The 25,823-nt window shown below is 42.9% G+C and carries 23 protein-coding genes; 12 read left to right on the forward strand and 11 right to left on the reverse strand.

Translation table 11 applies throughout. The annotated features are described in order from the left end of the window. Complete coding sequence (locus RXX31_RS03310; RefSeq protein WP_317587682.1) at window positions 1–765, reverse strand: Wadjet anti-phage system protein JetD domain-containing protein; 765 nt, start codon at window positions 763–765, stop codon at window positions 1–3. A 336-nt stretch (window positions 766–1,101) separates the two neighbouring features. On the opposite strand from RXX31_RS03310, the gene RXX31_RS03315 reads away from it, so the two are divergent. Beyond that, window positions 1,102–1,767 (forward strand): WYL domain-containing protein, encoded by a 666-nt coding sequence (locus tag RXX31_RS03315; RefSeq protein WP_317587683.1) that lies wholly within the window; start codon window positions 1,102–1,104, stop codon window positions 1,765–1,767. Window positions 1,768–1,899: 132 nt separating this feature from the next. Here RXX31_RS03315 and RXX31_RS03320 read toward each other — a convergent pair whose 3' ends face one another. Next, on the reverse strand, window positions 1,900–3,087 hold the full coding sequence (locus RXX31_RS03320; protein WP_317587684.1) for a phospholipase D family protein: 1,188 nt from the start codon (window positions 3,085–3,087) through the stop codon (window positions 1,900–1,902). A gap of 1,250 nt (window positions 3,088–4,337) precedes the next feature. Beyond that, entirely contained in the window at window positions 4,338–6,776 is a 2,439-nt protein-coding gene (locus tag RXX31_RS03325; protein ID WP_317587685.1) for an ATP-binding protein, read from the reverse strand. Between the two features lie 333 nt (window positions 6,777–7,109). Here RXX31_RS03325 and RXX31_RS03330 point away from each other — a divergent pair, with 333 nt between their 5' ends. From RXX31_RS03330 to RXX31_RS03345, 4 genes are all read left to right on the forward strand, one after another. Then, window positions 7,110–8,057: a DnaJ C-terminal domain-containing protein gene (locus tag RXX31_RS03330; RefSeq protein ID WP_317587686.1), complete on the forward strand. Its 948-nt coding sequence runs from the start codon at window positions 7,110–7,112 to the stop codon at window positions 8,055–8,057. Between the two features lie 2 nt (window positions 8,058–8,059). Then, window positions 8,060–8,377 (forward strand): chaperone modulator CbpM, encoded by a 318-nt coding sequence (locus tag RXX31_RS03335; protein WP_317587687.1) that lies wholly within the window; start codon window positions 8,060–8,062, stop codon window positions 8,375–8,377. A gap of 855 nt (window positions 8,378–9,232) precedes the next feature. After that, window positions 9,233–9,580 carry an Hpt domain-containing protein gene (locus RXX31_RS03340; RefSeq protein ID WP_317587688.1) on the forward strand — a complete coding sequence of 116 codons (348 nt, stop codon included), beginning with the start codon at window positions 9,233–9,235 and terminating at the stop codon, window positions 9,578–9,580. Between the two features lie 25 nt (window positions 9,581–9,605). Then, window positions 9,606–9,797: a hypothetical protein gene (locus RXX31_RS03345; protein ID WP_317587689.1), complete on the forward strand. Its 192-nt coding sequence runs from the start codon at window positions 9,606–9,608 to the stop codon at window positions 9,795–9,797. Between the two features lie 168 nt (window positions 9,798–9,965). Here the strand turns inward: RXX31_RS03345 and RXX31_RS03350 are convergent, their stop codons facing one another. Together RXX31_RS03350 and RXX31_RS03355 are read right to left on the reverse strand one after the other, a co-directional pair. Next, window positions 9,966–10,229, reverse strand: coding sequence for a hypothetical protein (locus RXX31_RS03350; protein WP_317587690.1), 264 nt, complete (start codon window positions 10,227–10,229; stop codon window positions 9,966–9,968). 238 nt (window positions 10,230–10,467) lie between these two features. Then, window positions 10,468–11,082: a glutathione S-transferase gene (locus RXX31_RS03355; protein ID WP_317587691.1), complete on the reverse strand. Its 615-nt coding sequence runs from the start codon at window positions 11,080–11,082 to the stop codon at window positions 10,468–10,470. A gap of 141 nt (window positions 11,083–11,223) precedes the next feature. Here RXX31_RS03355 and RXX31_RS03360 point away from each other — a divergent pair, with 141 nt between their 5' ends. Continuing rightward, complete coding sequence (locus tag RXX31_RS03360; RefSeq protein WP_317587692.1) at window positions 11,224–11,799, forward strand: TetR/AcrR family transcriptional regulator; 576 nt, start codon at window positions 11,224–11,226, stop codon at window positions 11,797–11,799. Window position 11,800: 1 nt separating this feature from the next. Then, window positions 11,801–12,211, forward strand: a complete 411-nt coding sequence (locus RXX31_RS03365; RefSeq protein ID WP_317587693.1) for a DNA-binding protein — start codon at window positions 11,801–11,803, stop codon at window positions 12,209–12,211. A 95-nt stretch (window positions 12,212–12,306) separates the two neighbouring features. Here RXX31_RS03365 and RXX31_RS03370 read toward each other — a convergent pair whose 3' ends face one another. Then, complete coding sequence (locus RXX31_RS03370; protein ID WP_317587694.1) at window positions 12,307–13,050, reverse strand: carboxypeptidase; 744 nt, start codon at window positions 13,048–13,050, stop codon at window positions 12,307–12,309. 303 nt (window positions 13,051–13,353) lie between these two features. Then, window positions 13,354–14,925, reverse strand: coding sequence for a DUF2235 domain-containing protein (locus RXX31_RS03375; protein WP_317587695.1), 1,572 nt, complete (start codon window positions 14,923–14,925; stop codon window positions 13,354–13,356). Between the two features lie 457 nt (window positions 14,926–15,382). On the opposite strand from RXX31_RS03375, the gene RXX31_RS03380 reads away from it, so the two are divergent. After that, the gene (locus tag RXX31_RS03380; protein ID WP_317587696.1) at window positions 15,383–16,381 is read left to right on the forward strand and encodes a branched-chain amino acid aminotransferase; all 999 of its coding nucleotides are present in this window, start codon (window positions 15,383–15,385) and stop codon (window positions 16,379–16,381) included. 98 nt (window positions 16,382–16,479) lie between these two features. Here RXX31_RS03380 and RXX31_RS03385 read toward each other — a convergent pair whose 3' ends face one another. Then, a complete protein-coding gene (locus RXX31_RS03385; protein WP_317587697.1) occupies window positions 16,480–17,433 on the reverse strand; it encodes a glycosyl transferase family protein in 954 nt (317 codons plus the stop codon). Between the two features lie 1,040 nt (window positions 17,434–18,473). On the opposite strand from RXX31_RS03385, the gene RXX31_RS03390 reads away from it, so the two are divergent. Then, on the forward strand, window positions 18,474–19,718 hold the full coding sequence (locus tag RXX31_RS03390; RefSeq protein ID WP_317587698.1) for an aromatic amino acid transport family protein: 1,245 nt from the start codon (window positions 18,474–18,476) through the stop codon (window positions 19,716–19,718). 471 nt (window positions 19,719–20,189) lie between these two features. On the opposite strand, the gene RXX31_RS03395 is transcribed toward RXX31_RS03390, so the two are convergent. After that, window positions 20,190–21,119: an SRPBCC family protein gene (locus RXX31_RS03395; protein ID WP_317587699.1), complete on the reverse strand. Its 930-nt coding sequence runs from the start codon at window positions 21,117–21,119 to the stop codon at window positions 20,190–20,192. A 219-nt stretch (window positions 21,120–21,338) separates the two neighbouring features. Between RXX31_RS03395 and RXX31_RS03400 the strand changes: the two genes are divergently transcribed. Continuing rightward, window positions 21,339–21,623, forward strand: coding sequence for a hypothetical protein (locus tag RXX31_RS03400; RefSeq protein WP_317587700.1), 285 nt, complete (start codon window positions 21,339–21,341; stop codon window positions 21,621–21,623). A gap of 69 nt (window positions 21,624–21,692) precedes the next feature. Here RXX31_RS03400 and RXX31_RS03405 read toward each other — a convergent pair whose 3' ends face one another. Continuing rightward, a complete protein-coding gene (locus RXX31_RS03405; protein WP_317587701.1) occupies window positions 21,693–22,757 on the reverse strand; it encodes a Preprotein translocase subunit SecY in 1,065 nt (354 codons plus the stop codon). A gap of 380 nt (window positions 22,758–23,137) precedes the next feature. Here RXX31_RS03405 and RXX31_RS03410 point away from each other — a divergent pair, with 380 nt between their 5' ends. Continuing rightward, complete coding sequence (locus RXX31_RS03410) at window positions 23,138–23,599, forward strand: hypothetical protein (RefSeq protein WP_317587702.1); 462 nt, start codon at window positions 23,138–23,140, stop codon at window positions 23,597–23,599. An 87-nt stretch (window positions 23,600–23,686) separates the two neighbouring features. Then, window positions 23,687–24,160, forward strand: a complete 474-nt coding sequence (locus RXX31_RS03415; RefSeq protein ID WP_317587703.1) for a copper chaperone PCu(A)C — start codon at window positions 23,687–23,689, stop codon at window positions 24,158–24,160. A 285-nt stretch (window positions 24,161–24,445) separates the two neighbouring features. Here the strand turns inward: RXX31_RS03415 and yegD are convergent, their stop codons facing one another. Further along, the gene (yegD, locus tag RXX31_RS03420) at window positions 24,446–25,798 is read right to left on the reverse strand and encodes a molecular chaperone (protein WP_317587704.1); all 1,353 of its coding nucleotides are present in this window, start codon (window positions 25,796–25,798) and stop codon (window positions 24,446–24,448) included. Window positions 25,799–25,823: the final 25 nt, after the last annotated feature.

A 25,823-nucleotide genomic window follows, 5' to 3' on the forward strand; every position in this document is an offset into this window, starting at 1 on the left:
TTATGGTAGTAGGGCTTCTTGTTCCAAAAATGCTCTATGTGTATGTAACAACTGTTTTTCTTTTTCTAGATTTAATTCACTGGCAATAGAAATCGCTTGTTGCCATTCCGCAACAGATTTGGGCTTCAAATTGAAAAACGCTTCAAACTTGGCCCAATCAACAGGGGAAAGCCAATAGCAATCTGACACGTTCATTGCTAATGTTTTAAAAATCTTCAGACCGCCTAGATCTAAGTCTCCCGCTACGTAGATCCGTTTGTAGTTCGTAAGAAACTTTAAATTTAGGCTGTTATTGATTTGTGTCCCTGCACCAAACAAAAAGTCAGTGTGCTCAATCAACTCTTCACGGCCTATGCTTTCCATAAAAGAGATGTACCGATAAAAATTCTCTATGTTCTCAATAACAACGGCTTGATCGCTCAGCTTGGGTAAAGAACTAATTACCCCAGCTTCTGATGAAACAATCACATATGGAGTATTTGGAAAACTAGTCGTATTAAGTAAGAGGATATGGGAAAAACTTGTACTAATGACGTGTGATTTACCTTGTTTCGCGCCCTCTATTCGACTTGAGATATCCTTTGTATAGAACGATGAATGACGTTCTTCATCCAACACCTTCAGCACATGTCCTGTGCGTACACACTTTGCCTCATAGATGGACATCCACTGTTCAGGATCTTTCAAATCAAGCTTCTCAATAAACCTCCTCAAGTTTATCGGCAAACCTTCTTCGATCTTCGATAAGTAATCATTGACGTTCATTGTAATCCTCAAAGTCAGAAATCTACGCCGTAAGTAACGCGTCGAGCAACATGGTTTGAATCAACTAGTCTCATATTACACTGGAATCAAATGATTCGTTAGAGTAAATTAGTACAGTTCATTTTGATAAGGGTAATCATTGTGCGTTGTGTCGAATCTCCGCAAACCAAACGACTAAGGCTTATTGATTTCTATCTCTGCTTCTTTGGGAAAGTGAATCGCTCCGACCTTATTCAGCACGGTGATATTGCCGTTGCTACAGCAAGCCGTTCTTTTAATGCTTACAAAGAACGTTTTCCCGACAACACGGTTTTCAACGAAAGCCTGCGAGCATATATGAGGTCAGCATCGTTTAGCCCAGCTTTTGAGCATGACCCAGAAGCCGCTCTGAGGTTAATAGCATGGGGTCAGGAGCTTAACTCCATTCCAGTAACAACTTATGGTGTAAGCAGCTTCGCGACAGTGTTGGATTCACTACCCATTGATATCGTCTCTCAAGTCACAAGGTCGATTCTGAATAAGCACTGTATTTCTGTCCTGTATAGTTCCTCAACTAGCACCGAGACTAGAACCCTGACGCCTCATTCTCTATTTAAAGGGCTTGGGGCTTGGCACATCCGTGCTTGGGACAGCAAAAGACTTAAGTTCCTGTGCTTTAGAATCAGTCGAATTCTTAAGGCTGAACAAACTGACAGCTCATACGACAAGACTATAGAGGACGATACTCTTTGGAATCGTGACGTTGTCCTAAGTGTTGCACCGCACTCTAAGCATAAAAATAGAAATGACTTAGCTATTGACCTTGGTATGGAAGGTCAATATGTGCGAAACATTACAGCCAACGAAGCATTAGCTGGCTACGTGCTCAATGACCTCCACGTAGACTGCACGCCTGATGCTTCTTTGCCGCCGCATGCCTTCAACTTGCAGTTGATGAATAGACACGAGCTGGAGCATGTTGACTCTATTCGAGCTCTAGTACCTGGATTTATAGCCACATAGACTAGTTAGTATTATGCAATAAAGAGTTTCTTGAAGCAGTTCCCAACGTAGTTATAGCGATTGGGGTTCACCCCATCCCATTATGGATACCGTTGAGAACTCACTTTGATTGAGAGCACTTACCTATTCACATTACTCTTCTTCATAAAAGATACAATCGAGCAATGCAACTCTACCTCTCCAAACTCGCTTTTCTAGCTTTTTACTAGGTTCCTGACTGTCAAACCACACTGATTCGTGGATTCGGCTTATCAATTCATCCCAGTATCGTTCATAGGTCATACCAGACACTTTAATACCAAAGTCAGCACACATTGCACGATTGTTTTTGGAGTCAATGCAAACAAAGAAATCTGGACGTTTCATAGCAAGTAAACGACTGGCAATACTGATACCATCTCTACCATTCGGGAATGCTTTCTTAAATGTTTCAACATACTGATTATATTGAGATATGCTAATCTCCCCACAAAGCGGGATATGCTCAAGAGCCTCTGAAATGTACTCATTGTTATTATTGATATTGCTGTGATAAACCCCAGCACCTTTCATGCTACCAAACCATCCCCAATGCTTATGCACATCATTGGGTAGCCCTGCGATTGTTTTACGAGCAGCCAGAGGCATAGATTTATAGTCATCGTATGTATTGAAATAACTTCTGATAGTTTCGAGAAGTTCTAATCGAGTCAAGATTGCATGATTAACATCTTGCTGAACCTTGTTTAAGTACGCGGGCCACTCCATTTGCATTACAACACTATTAAGTAACGGTTTAGATGCTTTTGTTTTCCCATAACGATCCGCCAACTTATCTAAACGAGGCTTCTGTTTCTTATGATAAATTTTATATGTATTCACGTACTCTTCGTCAACAGACACCCCTACTTCAAAGTACTTACTAAGTTGTGCTAAGAGTTCATCAAATGAAATATTGCCTTCATCATCTTTGCTACTAAGATGAACGTTGATCTCGTTGTTCGAGGTGAACGCTCCGTTAGTCATATTAGAACTACCGATAATTGCTTCCCACTTAAGGCCAGTTCTGAACAGGTATACCTTGGGATGGAACACGCCACTGGTTTGAGTAACGAAGTGTACTTGCTTGCTACCTATAAACTCTTTCAAAACACGGGGATCAGTCTGGTAAAAATGTGTCCCAATCGTTGAAGTACATATCTTAGTTTTGTTAGCTAAAAAGGCGTTGAATACCTTTGTCTCGGCCGATGCCCATGCTACCGCAATTGATACTTGTTCGTGCTTACTAATCAAACTAATCAATGTCTTTTCAAGAGTTTTGTTATCACTAATAACTTTCATTTATTCCCCTATAATCAGCTATTTACAGAATAATTATATCGTCAACCAGGTCGAAAACATAACACTAACAGCATCATTGATACCAAATCTAGGAACTGACAAAGGTTGCACAGATTGAGAGCGTAATTGCGAGAACAGTGGAACCAACGGCGGTTCCTAAAGTGCAGTTCGCAAAGTACGGTTCGGGTTTTACGAACTGAGCAATTACTCTAAAAAGAGAGTTTTATGAGGAGAGTGTTTCCAACTTAGTTAACCAAATCTGCTACCTTCATTAGCCATGAAGCACTGGAGTTTCCTACTTGGTTATTTTTAATGAGTATTCCAGATGGTTGATTTAGAAAACTAGCGAGTTTCCATCTTAGTTATCTGTGATCAGTTGTTGATTATGTCATATCAAGTTGGCAACTGGCCTAGATTAGATATGACATGTTAATTAAAAAGCGAACCTTAGGTTCGCTTTTTGCTTTCTGTTTCCACTCGGACTATGTCATTCACTCATAGACAACCAACGCTTCATTGGCTTTACTAATCTAACAAATTATGAGTTCTTTTGGTCTTGATACCTATCTTTATTAGACGTCTCGTTTGATGGTACCGCTTACTCAAACACCAACCAATAAGCTGTTTAAAACCTAAAACGATAATCAGTGCTTATCCTTCCAATCCTTTCTTATCGCCTCGAGGTCATTTCTCCAGGCACTCGCATCACCATATTCAAAAAACTTATCGACTCTCGAGTGATGGTGTGACGTTCTCTTTGCATGCTTGATTGGGCACCAGAATTGTTCCGTTCTGGAAGTAATTTCTCGGCTATAAGCAATAACGCCATTACCATAACTACAGTAGACACAGTTGAACTTTTCAATGGCATTCAGATACGCCAACAGGTGTCGATCAATGACGAAAAAGTCAGCCCGCTTAACCAGCGGAATACCATAAATCCTAAAACAAATATGCTGATACAGGGTAAACGATATATCTAGAATCAAGATACATAGACTTAAGGTTAATAGTTACCAATATCATTGGTATAACGACCATCCCGGATTTAATAGTTGCTGGGCAGGATTGATTACCAATTAATTAAAACAACAGGACGGGTTATCCGTTTAAGTATCCGGCCACTGGGATGAGTGTGACCGGAACTATTATTTGATAGTGAAATGAACGATTACCTAAAGCTTGTGGATATTCACTGTTTTTAGAAACCGTTTCTTTTGAGTTCGTGATAGGTAGCGCGACAATCAGGATTAGCGATCATCGGAAGAATTTCCGCTATGATTATTCATTGCTTGCCCACTAAACTGCTGGCGTATCCGGTTCAATTCGCACAAACGCTCACTCACTTTGCCGTTGATGCTCATCGCCGGATACTTTCCATTAACCAGTTCTCCAATGGGTAAATCAGTAAGCAACGTCATGGCCTGGTCAACATGTTCAATCGCCCAGATATGGAACCGTTGCCCCCGCACGGCGGCACGGACATCTTCCCGCAGCATCAGGTGGGGAATATTCGCTGCTGGAATGATCACCCCATTCTCTCCTTTTAGCTTACGCGCCTGACAAATCTCGAAAAAACCTTCGATTTTCTCGTTAATGCCGCCAACCGCCTCAATCAGACCATGTTGATTAATCGCCCCGGTAATGGCCACTGATTGTTTGAGTGGGAACTGGCCAATCGCCGATAATAAAGTGCACAATTCCGCAGCAGAAGCGCTGTCACCTTCAACGCCGCCATAGGATTGCTCAAAGGCCAGCGAGGCACTCAGTGACAGCGGCTGGTTTTGGCCAAAGCGCTCCCCAAGAAATCCACTCAGAATCATCACACCTTTGGAATGAATCGAGCCACCCAGATCTACTTCTCGCTCAATGTCGAGGATCTTCCCGTCACCAAGACGAGTGGTCGCAGTGATCCGAGAAGGTAACCCGAAGGGATGGTCCCCAACTGATACCACCGACAGCGCGTTTATCTGGCCTACCGCGACCCCCTCGGTATCAATAGTGCGAATCCCCCGCAACACACTTTCCTGACTACGCTCCTTGAGATAGCTCACCCGACGGCGTCGCGCCGCCACCGCAGCTTCGACTGCCTCTGCGGTGATGATTTTTTCTTCACGCTTTCTCGACCAATAATCCACATCACGCAACAAATCCATCAGCGAATTCATGTGTAAGGACAGTTTTTCCCGATCATCCATCATTCGGCTACTGTATTCGATCACCCGGGCAACGGCTTCCCTTGACAAAGGAAGCAAATGTTCCCGGCTCTGTACCGTCTTAATCAGTTGGGCATAAAGTTTCATCGAGGCACTATCCCGGGGAAGTTCCTCTGAAAAATCGGCCTGGACCTTAAATAATAAGCTAAATTCCGGATCATAATATTTGAGCAAATAGTATAAGAGCCGACTGCCACATAGCACCACTTTCACATCAAGCGGCACTACCTGCGGCTCGATCGTGGTGGTGGTGGCCAGGCTCAACATTTGCTCAAGGGACTGGGTTCGGATTTGGCCGGAACGCAGTGCTCGTTTAAGCGAATCCCACAGCAAAGGACGATCGACTAATCGGGCTGCATCCAGTACCAGATAGCCACCATTAGCACGATGAAGCGCTCCGGGTTTAATCAACATAAAATTAGTATACAAAGTACCGGCATGGCTGAGGTGCTCTACCCGCCCGAGCAGATTAGACACTGTCGGGTTGTCCTCGTAAATCACAGGTACTCCTTCAACATCACTGTTATCGACCAACAAATTCACTTGATATTCGGTGAAATATTCCGCCACTTTGTCACTTTTGTGTTCTTCTGGCAGGCTGCTAAGAATCTGTTGCAAACGATCAATATTATCGATGAGGTCTTGTTTGAGGCTATGTAGATAATCAATCACCGACTGATACGCTGCAAACTTTTGTTCCAGCTCAAGAAACAACTGACTGATGGTGATAGCAACGGTATCTCGCTGTAAATCTTTGATTGCCTGTTGACTTTGACGATGCCAAACAGGCATGTCCCGGGATATTTGGTGCAGTTCCTGACGCAATGCCTTTAGCTCGGCATCAATCTTATCCTGCTGTGCCTCTGGCAATTTACGGAATGCCTCCTGATTCAAGACTTCTCCGTCAAGTTCTGGCAGAAAAGTGTAACCGGTCGGGGTTTTCTTTAAGATAATATGATGCTCTTCAGCATGGGATTCAGCGGTTGCAAAAGCCCGCCGACAACGTTCAGTGTAATCCGTCTGGATCGCTTGTATGCGCGCCTGAAGTTCATCGCTTTGCAGCGTTTCTGGGATCGCCTGAACCAAGTATTCCACTAACTGTTGCACGTTCTGTCGCAGCCGTCGACCGTCCCCAGCCCGAAGCTGTAATGTCACGGGTTGCTGTGGATGGTCGAAGTTATTGACGTAACACCAGTCATCAGCCGGTGGATAATCCCGGGAGCGATGCTTCAACAATCGGTCAATCAGGGTATGTTTGCCTAAACCAGTAGAGCCGGTAACGAAGATATTGTAACCGGCATGAGGCATATCTAGCCCGAAATTCAGAGCTTCCATTGCCCGGTCCTGCCCTAGAGGGTCCACCAACGGTTCTAGTTCATCGGTGGTCTCAAAGTTCAGAAGATCAAGGTCGCAGACATGATAAAGCTGAGCCTCCGTCAGGGATAGGCATTTGTTTTGCGATTTATTTTGCATTGGTTGGATCGCTCCTAAGCCTTGAATTCAATCGGGAATTTATATTTCAGTGTAGTACAACTGAACAAGACAAATGCACAACATCGCCGAAGCCGTAAGAAGCGTTCTTTAGAGAGACGGAGCTAAACCTGATGCTCCCTTAGGGTTGGTAATGCCGGATACGAGACTGGAACTTATTACTGATGCGTATTTAACAGATTCAATAGAACGATGTTAATACGAAAATAATGACCTTTCCGATTAACATAAATCACCCATATACTATGAATAAGAGTAAAGCTGAAATACGTTACTGTTAAATAACTTTGCCTATTAGTGAGTGTAGTGAGTGTTATGGAATATCGCGATTACTATGCAATTCTTGGTGTTCCCCGTGATGCAACGCTAACGGAGATTAAACGCGCCTATAAAAAGTGCGCACGAAAATACCACCCCGATGTATCTAAAGAGGCGAATGCAAAGCAACAGTTTATTCAAGCCAAAGAAGCGTACGAAGTCTTGAAAGATCCCAAAAAACGTGCAGCTTATGATGAGCTTGGTGAGGATTGGACATCTGGACAGGAATTTAAAGCACCACCTAACTGGAAACGTAATTTTCAGTTTTACAGTGACGGTTCCAGTCAAGGAGATCCTGGCGCATTTTCGGACTTTTTTGAATCACTGTTTGGTGGTTCTTTTAGAAGTGAGCCTTTTCACTCTCGTTATACGTCTGGTAGTCACACCTTCACTGCGAAGGGCGAAGATTTACATGCAAAGATACAGATAGAGATTGAAGATAGTTTTCATGGCGCGGTAAAAACGCTGACCTTAGCAAATTCTTCGCCCAACAAAGAAGAGGCTTTAACGATTAACTTACGTATTCCTAAGGGAATAAGAGAAGGACAACACATTCGTATTGGGGGAAAAGGACTTCCGGGCTATTCAGGTGGCACTCCGGGCGATTTGTATCTTGAGGTCACCTTCCGCCAACATCCATTTTATCGTATGGAGCAGAACAATCTTTGTCTGACACTTCCTATCACACCATGGGAAGCGGCATTGGGATCGAAAGTAAAACTCCCCACTCCTATGGGGCCAATCGAAGTCACCATACCGGCTAACTCAGTTTCTGGGAAAACTTTACGACTACGTGAACGTGGGCTGCCTGGTAGTAAACCTGGTGATATGTTGATCAAGCTGAATATTGTCTTACCGACAGTTGAAACCGAACAGGAAAAAGAGTTGTTCCGCCAGATGCAAGCCTTGATGCCCTTTAATCCCCGCAGCCAGTTAGGCGTTTAATTATGGTAAAGAAAATAACCACAAAACAGTTAATTATATCGGTTTCTGGAGAATATGAGCCAACTCTGACACTAGCAGAGCTTTGTCGAGCTTGTGATAAACCCGTTGAATGGGTCATCGCTCTAGTGGATGAAGGTGTGCTTGATCCACAAGGAGACCAACCAGTACATTGGCGATTTAAAACCTCCAACTTGCGTCGTGCCCTTCGAGCTCAGCGAATGCAACAAGATTTGGGATTGAATATGCCCGGCATTGCGGTAGCCCTTGATTTACTTGATGAGATAGAACGACTGGAGCGCAAGCTCAACAACCAGCGTTAAACTGATTTTTTATTACCTATCTTTGCTGACATATCATTCCTAGTCTTATCCCAACAAAGAAAGTATACGCCTCCCATTTCGGGGACGAAAAGGACAAGATGTATGCGAGTTAAAATTGTATAAAACGACTCGAAATCGGCAATTGTTGGTTTAATTAAATCTCACCTAAAACTTAGTTCATCAACTAAATTAAACCCAGCCATGTTAACCATACGATACCCTATAAAAGGTGAGGAATGTCCTCTTTTACTCGCTATCACCTTGATATTATGTATTTGGGTTACTAATTTAAAAAGTAACACTCTGTAGGGATGATGGACATTGACTGAGGGTAAAGTCGCAATTAGTGACTTAAATAGCTTAGTCGTTGCTGATGGCTCAGCGGCTTCGATGTTGGTGAATTGCCAACTCGGTGCGTTAAGTCCGAAGGCTTTTAATACGACTTGTGTCAGAAACGCACAAAGAGACTGGACTAACTCCAATCTCTTTAGAGGCTCTTTTTTATTCTCACTTTATCGTATCACATTCACTTCCATCGCCGCTATACCGACAAAACAGGGACTTACTGAACCGCCTCAACATATTCCGCGTCGCCTCTCATCATCGTATCAGCATCATCAAAACCTAATTTATATGCTTACTGTTTGTACCTATATAGTTGGAAAAGCACTTAGGCTGAACGTGATTGAGCCCACGCACATAAGTAACGCATCAAACGATCATAGAATCAGACATTTATTACAACACGCAATACCTCCTAATTGGTCTCTCTGGTTGAAAGACTGTCTTTTTGGCTTTTACGTGAGCCAACCGCCTGAACCTTTGAACTATTGCCTGCTTGATAGGGATGAATAAATGATCAATTTTGACGTGTTAAATAGAGTTATGGATAACGATGTCGACATCATTATCACCGTGTTTTCGACCTACTTGGACGAACACGTTAATGGCTTAGAACGCATTAATGAGTTATATGCCGATGAAAATTGGCCAGAACTGCACTTGTTAGCGCATAGCTTAAAAGGAGTGTTAGAAAGCTTTGGAGAAGATACCGCTGTCACAGCGTTACAAGAGATTGAAGAAGATACACGCAACAATATTGCACCGGATGTGTCAGATATCACTATAGTTAATAGGGAGCTATTAACGATTAATCAACAGATCTTTGCGTATTTAGACAATTTAAATAGCAAACCTGTATAGGCTTAAAACGGGGGGATATATGGCAATGAACAGCAGCAACTTTAGGGAGCTTATTGATTCGCTCAAAGATTTAACGCCAACTCAGAAAAGGTACCTCATTAGCCGAACAAAAATGTCGCTGGATGACGAGTACGGCATGTTCAGAACTGATGATCTACTGACTCAAGAAGAACTGGAGGCGTTGCTTGCTCCACCACAAACAACAGAACCGAAATAATATCCATTTGTCAGTGCTAGGGGCCAAGTAGAGCAATAATGCTTTACTTGGTTTTTAGGGTCTTACGATAATAAACGTAAAATTCATCAGAATCATTTAGCCACAAGCGTTTGATAGGCAATCCCGCAAACCCGAATTATTCCGCTCCCCCTCACAGGAAACCTCTGGTCAATGCGTTAGTAGATTGCTCATTGATTGCTGATCTCTAAAACGATTGTAATCTTCGGCTAATAATTGGTGCTGGTAACGCGTATATGATAGCGCTTCATTTGATACAACTATCTGATTTTCCTTTTGAATCAACTGACCACGTAGCTGTTCAATTTCATGACTTTGTTGAGTATTACTGTGATACATTTCAACCAAGCCGAAAATAGACATCATCAACATTGCAATCAGGACGTTATTAATGGTTTTAGGTTGAATATTCATAAACCTCTCCTTGTCTCTATTGCACTTTCTCGATTAAAACCAATGCTCAAAGCTACAGAGCCATCGATTCTATACGCCCAGAAAGATAATTTAACGGTTACAAGTTTAATTATAGGTGAGTAGGGATAAAAGAAGAGAAATACTCAACAAATTGAAAGGGTTCGTAATTTTTGAAAAGAAAAAGCAGCAAGTTAAATGGACTCTCGCTGCTTTCAATAACCCAGCAAGGTGATGGATTCTAGCTTTGAAGTGCTTCTCGAGCTGAAATTTTCTCAAACCAACGGGCGATATTTGGCGCGGTTGAAAGCACATCAATCTGAAGTGCATTAATTGCAAACCCAACGAATATGTAAGCGGTAATATCCACAATAGTGTAACGATCCGAGGCGATATACTCACTTTCCCCTAAGCGTTTATCCAAAACCGGAAGGAAAGCCACTACGCGAGATTTTGACTCTTCGCCCCACTCTTTCACGCAGTTTTCACGATCCTTATAGATAGCACTGATGTTGCGGAACGCCTGAAACGCAGCATAAAGCCCCTGAAACTCGACAACACGATGCCACATTTCAACCTGAGCGCGCTCTCGCTGGTTACCACCAAATAAGTTCAGATCGTTACTGAACTCCTCGTCGAAATAACGGCAAATCGCGACACTTTCACAAAGTGTTGTGCCGTCATCTAACTCTAAAACGGGTACTTTGCCATTCACACTCTTTTGTTTGAACGTCTCTGCAAGGTTATCTCCGTCACGCACGTTTATTGCGACTCGCTCTACATCACCGCCGATTTCTTTAAGAAAAATGTTAACTCGCTTACAACTTGGCGTCATCGCGGTTTCATATAACTTCATCGTACACCCTATTCCTTTATCTAACTGTTCGGTTAGGTTATACTGTAGCCAGTTTCTAAACGATCAGTCAAGAATATAATTGCTCTTCCCTTCATAAGTTGGGAAGATGAGCGAAAGCGATATTTCTAGGTAGGTACCGATATGGCAAGAAAAGCTAACTTTGACCGAGATGAGAAGCTCTTGGTCGCCATGAATCTGTTCTGGCGTAAAGGTTTTTCAAATACCTCTATCTCCGACCTCACAGATGAACTGAACATCAACCGGTTCAGCCTTTACAATACCTATGGCGATAAACAGCAGCTTTATTATGAAGCTCTGGATGCGTACCTAAAAAAAGTGTCATTGCCCTCTCTGGCTGATTTGAGAAAAAGCGGAGCATCCCTGAGGGAGATCGAAACCTTTTTAACATCGTTTGCCGCACTTCAGCACAAAAGTAATTGCGGATGCTTTGTTCAAAATGCGTTGGTTGAACACGCTGGAGAGGATAATGATGTGTTGCGCATGGGACATTTTTTGTTTGACCACCTCATCGACATCATGAGTGAGGCAATAGAAAACGCGCAAAAGGAAACGTTAATCCCTAAAACGTTCAAACCAACTGAATTAGCCCGTTTTATTCTAAACAATATGCAAGGCATGCGGGTGCTCGGCAAAGCCAAGCGTTATGAAGATTTAGACACTGCATTGTCGTGTTTACTGACTTTGATAAGGAAATGATATGTCCATCGACGTCATTGCAATTAGATTAACCAAAGGCATGGATCTTAAACATAGTCTCGCGAAGATCGTTAGGGATCATAACATCGGAGCGGGTTCCATTGCCTCTTGCGTTGGATGTGTCTCCCAACTTCAGCTCAGACTCGCTGGTGCAGACAGTACATTACGCAAGCAAGAACCCTTAGAGCTTGTCTCGGTTATGGGTACTTTGACTCCCGAACACCAACATGTTCATATTTCGGTTTCTGACAAACATGGACATGTTTGGGGCGGACATTTAATAGAAGGCACTATTATCGATACGACCGCTGAAGTAATCATCCATAGTTACCCCAGCCTCTCTTTCAGCCGTGAGACGGATGAAAGCACCGGATATACTGAATTACAGGTAAACACGACTTCATCTTATTAGGTAATATACCTGAAAGAGTAAGTAAAAATCAGGCGATAAGATTTATTTTAATAACTTTATCGCCCAATCAATAAGTTACTATACCTCTTTTTTAATTAAAGATTCCTCATAAATCCCTTTGCAATCTCTGATATTTCATGAGCCCTGTCAGTACCATTAATACATCGTCTTGCACCGATAAAATCCGTATTATTTTCATTAATATAGTCTGAGATTCGTCTTCCAGTAAAAGTACCCGTTTTAAACCCATGAATAAGGATAAATAGAGCGATATTAGGTTGCATAGCGATATCTGGTTGATTAGTCAGATCGATATCAAGTAATTGTGAATACTTTTCGTAGTTGTTCTTCCAGGTAAGTTGAACAAAGCCCCGACCATAAAATGGAAAATATCTAAGATTCTTCTTACGCCAATTTTCACTAAGCCAATATGCTTCCCGGACGGGCATAAAAGTTTGATTGGTTTCCCACTGAGTTGTTGCTAATACATAGGCTTTCTGTGTATCGAGTAATAATCCTTGCTCTGCACATTCATGTTTAATGGCATCGATGACCCCTTCTTTACAGGTGAAATCATAGGTGTCATTTGCTGTTATCCCCTCTAGCCTCACCTGTAAACGCTCAATCGACTCCTTACCAATTAGACCGGGGTTTCCTGGTAGTTCATCGGTCTTAAACTCGGCCCAGGCATTACGAGTTTTTGGCCCAATGAGACCATCCACTATACCTACTGGATAACCTAAAATGCACAATGCCTTTTGCAACTCTTCAACTTGCTTTTCAACTAACTCACTAACGGGAAGAGGCGCTTTAATGGATAACAACTCTATAACTTTCATTGTTATAACCCTCTACTACGTAACTAGGAACTCATATAAAATTAAGCCCTTTAATATAATTTATTAAGTAATAATAAAAGTAGTACCTACTATTCTAGACCACTTATTGACATTTATATAACTTAAGTTGCATAATCCAATGAAAATAATTATGAGTGAATACGTATAAAACGGACAGTCATTAAATATATGATAATTAAAGGGCTCATGTTTACTCTAATCTACAAATTAAAAATAAGGCTGGCCTACTAAAACATATACAGCACAGCCCCACCCCCCGCTTTTTGTCGAAATTAGAGTAAGTTATTTAATCCTTTCTATTCTGACTCGTAGACTGCCACTATTGTTACCGTATTTAAACGTCAAGTCGTTGGCAAAAAACTGAAGTTCACCTGTTTTAGTGACTCGATAAACCCCATTTTGCCCAACTGCTCTCGCGCTGTCATCATCGCTATCAACTACAGCACACAGCGTAAACCAGTCAGAGCTCGGCACTCTTCGTAGTCCTTTCATTGCTCGAATAGGAAGCTCAGCTAACCCAAGTTGTACCTGATCTAAGTTCCAGCCATCACCGTCACAGCTAATGTCCTTTCCGTCATGCCATACATCCCCGTCTCTCACCCGTATTTCGTATTCCTCTCCTTGTTTAACCACTATGCCAGTAAAGTTATAGAACCGGTCAGCATCAATAATTCGTTCCACTGATTGAGCAACGTTCAACTCTTCCCAATTTACCGCTGCATAATGAATATGCTGAGTGTAGCTTGGACATTCTACTGGAGGGTTGATGAAGTCATACCAAAGATAATGACGCTTGTTCGTTAGAGACTTAGGGCGGTAATCATCATCGCGATGTAAGCGTTCAGCGACGGCATAATGTATAACAGGTGACAATCCCTCATTGATTTTATCTCTATCAATGACACAACAGCGGCGATCATCTAACGTCACCCAATCGACAATCGGCCACCTATCCTGCTGATGATTTTTGCCTAACGAATTTGGATTACGCTGCAAATCGTCAAGACCGATCATACCTTTTAATCTCTTAGGACAGGCATTATCGATATCGGTTTGAGTAGGAAATTTAAACTGTATTGCCGGAAGAGAATGATATCTGGTCATATACTCAAGCCATTTCATCGCATGACTGAGCGTAATATCCGATAGACCGTCACGGTAGTAACCTCCACCTACGTCAGAGTGAGCACCTGCAAACCAAATTTCATGGATCCTCTGCGGATCATAGTTCATTAACGTTGGCTGAAATGCCCGACGTTTATCATCCAGACTAACCATATGGATCGCTTGTTTGACTATGTGTGATAAGGTGCACCCATATTCAAATACAACATCATAATCAGGCCTGCTTGCGGTACTCAAGTTGGGTAACCCAATGCTTGCGACCGTATCAAACACGCAGAGGAAAACGAATGGCTTGGTATTATCGGTCACGCCAGGATGCTCTTTCGCAATCAGACCAACGAAACGGCGTGCCAATGCCGCCCCGCGAGAAAACCCGGTAGCTAGCACAATATCGCCTTTTTTGTAGTGTTTATTAAAATCGGCTTTGGCTTTGTTAAGTATCGAAGCCACATCGCAGCTTTCCAACGCTAACCCTTGATTTATCGCCCGTTTAACCCAACTGCCATTTGTACCAACGCCTTGATAATAAAAACAATGATCAATAGTGTTTTGAGTTGAGTGTCCATACTGCTCTCCACTCAGGAATAGATTACCGCCCATCATCAAATGAAGTTTGAGAACATTACTGATGTTATCATCTTCCTGTTTTGCCTTATATTTTACCTCTTGCTTCGCATCTTCTGGTTCATTACCTGTGCCGTCGAAATTAAAAACGAGAAAAGATCCCATACGCCTTCTCCTTATATTTTATAGGGAAATCGACTTAACTATAGATCTATTAATAAAATTCTCTTGCGACGAGGTAGTCAATCGCTCAAAAATCACCGCAACGGGTGATAAGGAAACGAACAAAAGGCACCTAATATACGGGTCATTGGCTTTGATTATCTTGAGATCGGGACAATTTATATATCTCTCCGTATTGCATGCGACATTCTGCTTGCTGTTCTCACACTTTCCATTCATGATGCTCTTACAAACTAATTTTGTGTGATACGAGTAAGGTTCTGATTGAAACACTCTTTATGCTAATTTATGACGTTCAGAGCTACGTTTTGGCACATGAGATCGCATACAGTCGTTAATTACTTGTTAACGTACAAAGTTTAAGAACATATAATGCAAACACGCATATTGAACAAGGCAGATCTATCTGCTTGATAATTTGAATAAGAAAGGAGTCATAATGGCGGCTTTTGGTACTGAGTTTATGCCTAGGATGGCATTAGCAACATTTGAAAATAATCAATGGTCTGACACACAGATCGTTACATCAGACAGTATTTCACTTCATCCCGGCGCTCACGTATTGCATTACTCAAGCACTTGCTTCGAAGGTCTAAAAGCATTCCGTCACGAAGATGGCAGCGTACACATTTTCCGAATGGATCAAAACGTAGAGCGTTTTGCACAAAGTAGTCAGCTACTCTCTTTACCCGAGATTGATAAAGAACAAGTATCAAAAATGATTATTGATATTGTATCTGAGTTCTCATCTGAAGTGCCTCTGCCACCAGGCTCAATGTACATTCGCCCAACTCACATTGGTACAGAGGCAGCCGTTGGTAAAGCAGCAGCGCCATCACTTTCATCTATGCTCTATATCCTGCTTTCTCCGGTGGGTGATTATTTCTCTGGTGGTGCTCATGCACTACGTCTACTGCTAGATGAGACGGGCCAACGTTGCGCGCCACACATGGGTATGATCAAAAGTGGTGGTAACTACGCGAGTGCGTTAGCGCCAACATTAGAAGCAAAATCAAAATACCAGGCAGACCAAGTTCTTTTCTGTCCAAATGGCTACATTACAGAAACAGGTGCTGCGAACTTCCTGTTGGTTGATGGTAACGAGATCATTACTAAAGCCCTAGACTCAAGCTTCTTACACGGTGTTACACGCTCTAGTATCTTAACGATTGCTAAAGATCTTGGTATGACCGTTACAGAACGCGAAGTCTCTGTGGAAGAGCTACTGGAGCGCGCCGCTAAACCTGGCGTTGAAGCAATGCTTTCAGGCACTGCAGCGGTATTGACTTCTGTCGGTACGCTTATCCATAACGGTCAGGATTTTAAAGTTGGTACTGGCGAAGCTGGCCCAGCTGCGCAAAAACTTCGTCAAGCACTTAACGATATCCAGTGGGGCAAAGCACCAGACACGCACAACTGGCTGACTAAGATTGCCTGATGGTAGATTGCTGTCAGCTAATCACGCAATAATTAAGATGCGCTATGAAAATAGCGCATCTTTGTATCAGCCTAATCTATCAGGCAAAACGTTATCTGTTACGCTTCTTGAACATAACTTTCCCACATCGAAAACGCTCGTTCGTAAGCTTTTTCTCGGTCTTGCATTTCAGCAAAAAGCACCACCGTCATCGTCGCAATCACGGTATTTGCCATCTGTGTTAGGTCTTCTTCTTCCGTAACAAAAGGACAGATGGATGGCAAAGGTACTTCCGAAAGCATTTGCTCAGTCCAGTAATGAGAAGTAACACCACTGGTTTGACTTAGCCAAACCGTTTGGCTCACTTTCGGGTTATATTCGGATTCACCGGATTGACCTTTGAAAGAGACAACAGCGTGACGAGTTTGGCCAATTTCGTGTTCAACTTCCGCATGAAGTTGCTGAAATCCCGGATGAAAACTGCCGCGAATCCCAATGGTCGCTTGCCCAGGATTCAGTGCCCGAACAACCGTGTTGATCGGCGTTCTTAATCCATAGCGATTTTTCCAACCAATCATGTTTTCAGCCTTCGGTGCAAAAGCGCTCAAAGGGAGATAAACGATATTTTCCTTCTCAAGAACGCGTTTCGCCTCGTCCGCTGATTGGGCTTGGTGAATATTGAGCTGACTCAAATAGTCTTCTGCATGCCTGCGACCAGACTGACGATCATGATAACCATGCAGCAAAACTTTATAGCCGTTATCTGCAAGTATTTTTGCCGCAAGAAGGTGCCACGGTTGTCCCGCAGCTTGACGTTTACCAGCGTAGCAAGGCCAGTCAATATCCGCGCCTATTGCAGGCATACGAGACTGGAATGCTTTTACAAAGCCCGCAATTTCTTGCTGAGTTTCATTCTGCACCCGAATGAGCATCAGCAGCATCGCCATCTGATCATCATCAAACTCATCGTCTAAGTATTCATCCATCACGCGGTAAGCCTGCTCAAAATTAAGCGGCTTTCTACCCCGCTCTCCGCGCCCTACCGTTCGGATGCATTCCAAAATACTACTCATATTCCCTCGTATTGTCGGATTTTAATCTGTTTCATCATGCTTAACCTAGTTTTACCACGTTTGCTATCACAATCAATGCAGATCTCTTTCCCTCAAGCTTAATAGCCAATTTGTTGAGCGGATTGACTGTATCGCTACAGGCTTACCTTAGTCGAAAGTGAATTGGAGATACCAAGATTAACTTTATATCCAGCAATGTTATATGCAAAAAAAAACCTCTCCCGAATCGAGAGAGGCTGCACTGCCTTCAACTTAAACGCTGTTAGTACATTTTAACAAAAGTAATACCCTATCCCGCTACTCCGCCTGCTAAGGAGAGCGGTACATCGAGTTAACGATGAACACTTGTTATAATGCAATCGGGATGCCAACTTTTATTTTTATTAAATAACAACAAGTTATTAAATTCCGAATAGTTAATGCCCTGAACACTGCGCACTGATAGAGTGCAAATGGCACTCATTATCGTGCAGATATCTTGATACAGACACTCCCACTTTCTGTTTTTAATACCAGTCACTTATCGATTTTGTCTGAGTCATTCCAGCGAGCCCTAGCGAAACTAGAAATCTAATAGCACTTAGCACTGCGCTGAGCAGTTAATGACATAATTCTAGCTATAGAGTGTTCGGAAATTAAAACCTGAATCTTGCTCCTTTGTCGCTGATAAGGAAGACGGGAGACTTAAACACGACACTCTCGATTAAACAAACGGCATTAACTTCCTGCTTTCGAGTTTTCGAATGTCGTTTATCTATTACTTTTCTAACTCTAATCGAAGATCTACTCCCCAGATTATTCCTTTATGTCTAAACTTTAACCACAAAATCTAAAACCAAAAAATATAAATAAAATGACATTTTTAACCACAAAAACAACCAAATGCATACACATAACACTGCTTTTTGAAAATATTCATGGTTTGATAATTTACGACATTGCCGCTTTTACAGTATGATTCACCACCTTACCAATGTGATTAAAGTCACTAATAAATATATCATCTGCCGCATTATTATTTATATAAAGGCTATTCTTCAGTGAAAGAGTCTCAAAAAAGCTTAACTTATAGCGAGTTAAACACAGCACCATGGTCAAAACATGATACACATTGGGTGCTTAGCCTCTTTGGTACGGCTGTAGGCGCTGGTATTTTGTTCCTACCGATCAACTTAGGTATTGGTGGCTTTTGGCCTTTAGTCAGTATGGCGCTGCTTGCTTTTCCAATGACTTTTCTAGCACACCGAGGATTGGCTCGATTTGTGTTATCTTCCAAGATTAAAAACGCCGACTTTACAGACGTGGTTGAAGAACACTTTGGCGCGAAAGCAGGTCGTGCGATCTCCCTTCTGTATTTTCTGTCTATCTTTCCAATTCTTCTGATCTATGGCGTGGGAATTACCAACACCGTTGATAGTTTTATGCTGAACCAGGCAGGCATGGAATCGCTACCCCGACCTATGCTTTCAGGCGTTCTCGTATTTGGCTTGATTGCTATTATGATGGCTGGAGAGAAGGCTATGTTACGAGCCTTCGCCGCTATGGTTTATCCATTAGTTGCGATTCTCGCCTTTCTCTCTTTTTATCTAATGCCGAACTGGACGATGCCAGTGTTAGATCTACCGGAAGCTTCTTCGTTCGCAAACACGATGTGGTTGGCAGTTCCCGTGGTCATTTTCTCTTTTAGCCACGCCGCAGCCATATCAAGCTTCGCCAATGTACAGCGCCGTCATTACGGTGAAAATGCGGATTTCAAAGCCGAAGCCATTTTACGTCGCACCAGTATCATGCTTATCGCATTCGTACTACTGTTCGTTTTTTCGTGCGTGTTAACGCTCTCACCAGAGCAACTGACTGAGGCGAAAGCACAAAACGTATCCGTACTTTCCTATTTAGCAAACGCAACTGACAATCCGTTTATTGCGACACTAGGGCCTTTGGTCGCTTTCGTGGCAATCACTTCTTCTTTCCTTGGCCACTTTTTAGGTGCTCGAGAAAGCCTGAATGGACTACTAACGAAAAATTCAAACCTATCTCACCACCGTGCGGATAAAGTGAGTATTGTTATGCTGTTTATCTCTATCTGGATAGCAGCCATTATGAATCCGAGCATCTTAGGTATGATGGAGGCGCTTTCAGGTCCGGTGATCGCAATGATCCTATTCATCATGCCGATGATCGCAGTGTATAAGATTGAGTCTTTGCATAAGTATCGTGGCAAGCTATCCACTTACTTTGTTTTGATGACGGGCGTTGTGGCAGTGAGTGCGTTACTGTTTAGCTAATGAGGTTTATGAGTTGAGGTTCAGGGGAATACCTTATTAAAGGTTAAGGTAATTCCCTGAAGTTTGCAGCATTTTCTCTGTAGAAACGGGTTGTTCTACAACTCTATTAGATAAGAGTGAAAATCCCCGCCATCATGATTATTGAGGCGATGCAAGTACGGCCAATAATGCCGAAGTGTGAAGGTTGAATCATTTCATTGTGCATAGGCAATCTCCTGTTTGCTGTATTAAGCCTTTTATCAAGGGCTTAATAACACTATGTCTAAGTTAAAGTTTTTTTACAACCCATACGTAGATTAAGTTTTTATGACAGTAAGTTGTCACATTTGATAATGAAATGAATTTTGTGATATTGATCAACATATATTCTCTTACTAATCCTGACCTCAAATTTGAATGACATGGATTTTAATCATATTTTTCAATCAATTACTCAAAGTTTAATCATAAGTAACCATTATTTAGAGACGTTTATTTTTCGAAAAGAATCACCTCTGTTCTTAACTCCGCCAGCTCCGTCTCTCCCAGGCTATTTAAGTAACGCTCGACTCCAAGCGGTTTACTCTTCACTTTAATCCCGTTCTGACGGGTTAAATTCTTCGCCATCGCCCAGGCATTACCCAGTAATTGATATTCTCCTCGATGCTCTACCACAAATGTCTCACACTCAGGAATGGTCCCAGTAACAAACCCTTCAGGTACGGAAATCGGATTATCGACAGGCAGACATGTAATAAATTCAAACTGCCCTTGTTTTATATCCATCGAGAGGTAGTAACTAAACATCGCACCATTCACTGGCATCTTTTCAGCTGCTGCCATTTCATTTAATCGATGCATATGCTCACTCATAATGGTGCCCAACTCGGGAATCGTTCCAGAACCCGGTATACCAACATAATGAACGGTTGGCTGTTTGCGATTTGCTATCTCGACAAGCTCTGAAAGTACTTGCCCGGTTTCTAATTGGCTTTTGAGCATCTTTAGACCACGATCGAAATCCATCTCAAGCATCGACTTAAATAAACTTTTGAGAAAAAATCGGTTCCACGGAGCAGCTGAATGTAACTGCCACTCCACTAAACAACCGTTTTGTGACGGCGTAACTAAAAGAGTTACTTTTCCGTTACTTTGCATCGGTCGGAAAAAATGCAGCTCCATATCCAAACGATGCTCCTGGGTACTCTCTAGCACAATCGAGCCAGAACCGATTCGCTGACCATCCCACTCGTAGGCAGCCCCGACATGCCCTTGTTCACCACGGTAATTCAGCGCACAGCCCGGCTCGAGAATGACCCAAGGTGACCACTTAGGCCAGTTTCTAAAATCCTTGAGGTAGTCAATAATTTCTTTTTGAGACTTTTTGATTTCAATGCTTCTGCTGACCAAATATGAAAGCATAGCCACTCCTTGAGTTTTTATTTCGCTATATTGAGTCTACTCCAAATTAACGTTTTTTCTTGTCTCACTGTAAGTTACGTTCAAAACAGGCATTAATATGAGCCATACATCAGCCTGAGGTTTACGGTTATGGTGGCGTTGCTGAGTTGACTAGGTTTCCTCACAAAGTCAGCTATCTCGATTACACTTTACTTATGTTTACTGACCACGGTGACAATGATGAAGAAATGTAATCTAGCTCTGCTGCTCCTTCTTTTCGGCTCAGCAGCGACTTATGCGGGAGTCCTTGATCCCGACTGTGATGCAGGCAAGGCAGTAAAAGCGGCAGCGACCAAAGCGGTGGTTGGTGTGGGTGGACACTGTACACCTAAGGAAGCATTGAAAGATACAGCAGCAGATAAAGTTCCGGATGATGGTATTGCAGGAAAAGCGGTTGATGCGGTGACACCAGAGAAAGAAAAAACCACAGTAAAAGACGTGACGAAAAAACTCACTAAGGACTAGATCAGTACGCTATTGATAGATAGCAAAAGAGCGTCCGTTGACGCTCTTTTTTAAATATCTGATTGGGCGCTATGCCGCTTCTTTTTCACCAATCCAGTGGTAATGATGATTCGCTTTTTTACCAACCAGCCCCTGCTCTGCAAGCGTTTCAAACACCTTATCTACCTCTTCAGCTGATAACTTAAACTGCTTTGCTACCGCCTTTTTAGTACAGGTAATCTGACGCGTACTGAGTGCATCACTGACTTGTTCGAACAAGGTTTTTTTCTCTTCAGGCTCATCAATTTCTGTTGGTTCTGGTACTGACGACTCATTCACCAATGATTCTTGCTCTTCTTTAATATGAGGAAGATAACCTGCTGGCTGAGGCTCAATATCACGAATCGTCTCGAACTGACCGCCATGGTAACGGCGATAGAAATAACGAAAACGTTGCTCTTCACCAATCAATCCAACAAAGAAAGCAGCAAAGAAGTCGAGCAAAATAGATAAGAACACAACCAGCCCAAGTTGTGCATGCTGAGAGCTCGTTCCAAATGCTTTCGCTAAGCTGTCGATCAATCCAATAACGGAACCTTGAGTCACTGGCGGTAAGCTGTCGCGCTCCATCGCCAACTTCTGCTGCTCTTCACGTAGTGTTTTGTTTTGTTGTTGGATTCGCGTTACACCTGTGGCAATACGTTCCATCTCGATATATTTCTGAGCCGCGATATTGTTCAGCTCGATCTGTTTATCGATAGCCTCTATTTGACGGTTGAACGCATCTACTTTTGCTTGCTCTACCGAAATATGGCTTTGAGCACTATTTGTAGCGCTATTTATCCCGCCAATACTGCCACCGATGGAGATCGCAGCAAGCACGGAGTAAAACACCAACGCCGTAATCGCACCGGGATAGTTTCTGTGGGCTCGGCGCTCGCCATACTCGTACCATGCATAGAATTTACCAGCTTCGAATATGATAGCCAGACCACCAAACAAGGTCTGCATCATTGGGTTTTCGTCAATAGACAAAAACAGCAAAAGAGAAAAAATGGTCGATGCCAAGATAGCCGCGCCTGTAAATGCATAAACACTCACCATGGCAAATCGGCCTTTAGGGTATCGAAACTCGATCTGTTGTTCGTATTTCATTGGAGGAATTTCTTAAGATTGCGCGGCCAATAACTGACTAAGACACGCTGAGGCATATATAAAGGTGGAAGAGAATACCGTATCCTGTATTAAATTACTGTCATATTTCCGTTAATGGCAAACAAGTGCAGAATAGATGTTCATTTTGAATTGATAACCCGCAAATCTAGCACGTAAATCCACCAGTCAATTTCGACAAACCCAGTACTGACAGCAGATTGAATACAGTCTTTGGTAAGCAATCGCGTCTATAAACATGCACACCCCATCAGCAAGACACAAACAAAACACAGTTACATCACTTTTTCTCAATCTTATCATTACATTCGCAGGGTTATTTGTTAGTATCCTGCGCCGAACAACATCAATAAAAAAGCCGTATGGAAAAAGAGCAGACACCGCAGAAAACACAACGCGGAGCCGCAATAGCGGTCATCTTCGCCGTGCTGTTTCAGCTGTATCTTGCTTCCACCGCGGTGCTCAACCCAACTCAAGTCCACAATAAAAACTGGCTCAGCGAGTTTCAGAACGAAAAAGTGCTGCTGTGTACTGCGGACGGTTTTAAATGGGTCGATATTAGTACGCTCATTGAAGCTAACTACCACACTGCCTCTCCCTTCATCCATAATCTCAACTTACATGAAGGTTTTCAGTTTGAGTGTCCTCTGCTTCAAGCCGTGCAGCTCTTTTTGCTGTGCGCTATTGGACTCTATCTTGCCACTATTAATTGGTTACGACGTGTAAAACACGCGCTGACTCCGTATCACTTTACACAGAGCGGCAGGCTGGTTTACAAGCATGTCGCACCGAAACAATCTCCACCTTGTATTTTTCCTGCCTGATCTTTTAACAGGCCATTAGAAAAACAATAATCCCCTTCGCCAATTGGATGATAAGGGGAAGCCATTACCATCAAAAGGAAAATACCAATGCTTAAACAGATTAAAACTCTTGCTATTACACTTGTCGCGTTAGTTGCGAGCCCAATCAGCCTTGCTCATGAATATGAAGCAGGCAAGATTCACATTGCTCACCCATGGAGCCGTGAAGCGCCACCAAATGCACCTGTGATTGGCGGCTTCTTACAACTCAACAACCACGGTGATGCTGAAGATTCACTGATCGCGGCAGAAACCCCTATCGCAGGACGTGTCGAACTGCACAACCACATTATGGAAGATGGTGTAATGAAGATGGTTAAGGTTGATGAGATTAACGTACCGGCAAACGGTAGTGTAGCACTGGAACCAGGAAACTTTCATCTGATGATTTTTAACCCGACTCAGAGTCTAAAGAAAGGCGACCGTTTCCCTGTCACACTGACGTTTAAAAATGCTGGCAAAGTCGATGTAGAGGTAGCTGTCGAAAGTAAAGGCCATATGGAAAAGCATATGAGCCACTAATCACTAATTGGTTTATAAGTACAAAAGGCCCGACCAACCAGTCTAATGCCATTCGTTTAACAGCGAATGGCATGTTTAAGTCTCTCGTCTTCCTGAACAGCGACGAAGGAGCGTGATTCAGGATCTAATTTCCGAATACTTTATGGCCAAAGTTATTTCATTCGCTACTCAGCGCGCTGCTATTAGATTCCTAGTCTCGCTAGGGCTCGCTGGAATGACTCGGATAAGATTATTAAACGATTGGCATTGACCAATTGGTCGGGCTTTTTTAATTCGTGTTACAAACTACTTAAAGCACACATCAGCCCAGCGAGCTAAACCAGCAGTGACCGAACCAAAGTAGTTTCCACTCACAACCGGAATATTAGGAAGTACCGTCTGCACAGCATCACGTAAAATAGGTGAACGCGCTGAACCACCCGTCATGAAGATCGCGTCTGGCTTCACACCCGCTTGGTCTACCGCTTCGGAAACCAGCGCCGTCATCTTATTCTTAGGAGATTGAATAGAATCGATCATTTCATCACGTTTAACATCGACTTCAATAAGCTCAGACAACAAATTAATACCCGCAAGGTACGAAGCCTCGTCAGAGAGCGCCACTTTAGCTTCTTCAGCACGACGAACAATGTTGTAGCCCAAAGATTCATGATACACCTCAAGCAGACGCTTCAACTTTTCTGGTTCCTGCGCCTGTTTATGAAGCAGCTTTAACGCACCAAGATTTTCACGTGAATAGAAGTCATTCTGTGCTTCGACGTTGTTAATCGCGATGGGATTCCAGAACTGGGTCGTTGGCATAACGATACCCGATTCCATTTTACTCTCCATACCAAACGGGAACATCAGTTGCTTAAACGCAATCGCAATATCCAAATCATTACCGCCGACACGCTGACCACTGTGTGCAAGCAAACTCGCGGTTCTGTCCGCTTTCCCTGACCATAATGGCCCCATTTGAATCAGTGAACAGTCAGTAGTACCACCACCAATATCGACCACCAGGATTGTCTTATCTTCAGTTAGCGTCGCTTCGTATTCTAAGCCAGCAGCGACAGGCTCGAACTGAAACTCGACATTTTTAAATCCCGCACGTTTAGCAGCCTTCAAAAGGATACCTTCCGCCTGAATATTGGCTTTTTCTCCGCCCCGTCCGTGGAAGTTTATTGGACGACCGATAACGGCATCGGTAATAGACTCCTGTGCATCATTTTCTGCTTGTGATTTGATGTTATCCATCATGGCGCAAACCAAGTCTTCAAAGAAGGCAAGTTGAACATCACGTAGGCCGGAAGCACCTAAGAATGACTTTGGCGATTTAACGTAGTAAATGTCGCGAGGATCTTCCAAATAACGATTCAGAGCCGCCTGACCAAAATCGATGTCTTCCGGTTCGAGCTCAATGCTTTCTTCGCGATTTAAGTTAATGGCCCGGCGGAGCACTTGTTCTCCAACCTGATCGAACGGTTTAATATCTCGATGTCGAAATAGATGCTCAGATACCGATTCACGCGTCGGTGCTGCAAGCGTGGAAGGAATGAAATAGTTACTTTCTTCAAGCTTGAGCAGTACTGGTTCGCCTGATTCCATTTTTGCCACTGAACAGTTTGCAGTGCCGTAGTCAAAGCCGATAAACATAGATCCTCCCACTGACTAAAAAAGG

Origin of the sequence: Vibrio sp. EA2 (assembly GCF_033042495.1) — a bacterium.
Taxonomy (GTDB): Bacteria; Pseudomonadota; Gammaproteobacteria; order Enterobacterales; family Vibrionaceae; genus Vibrio.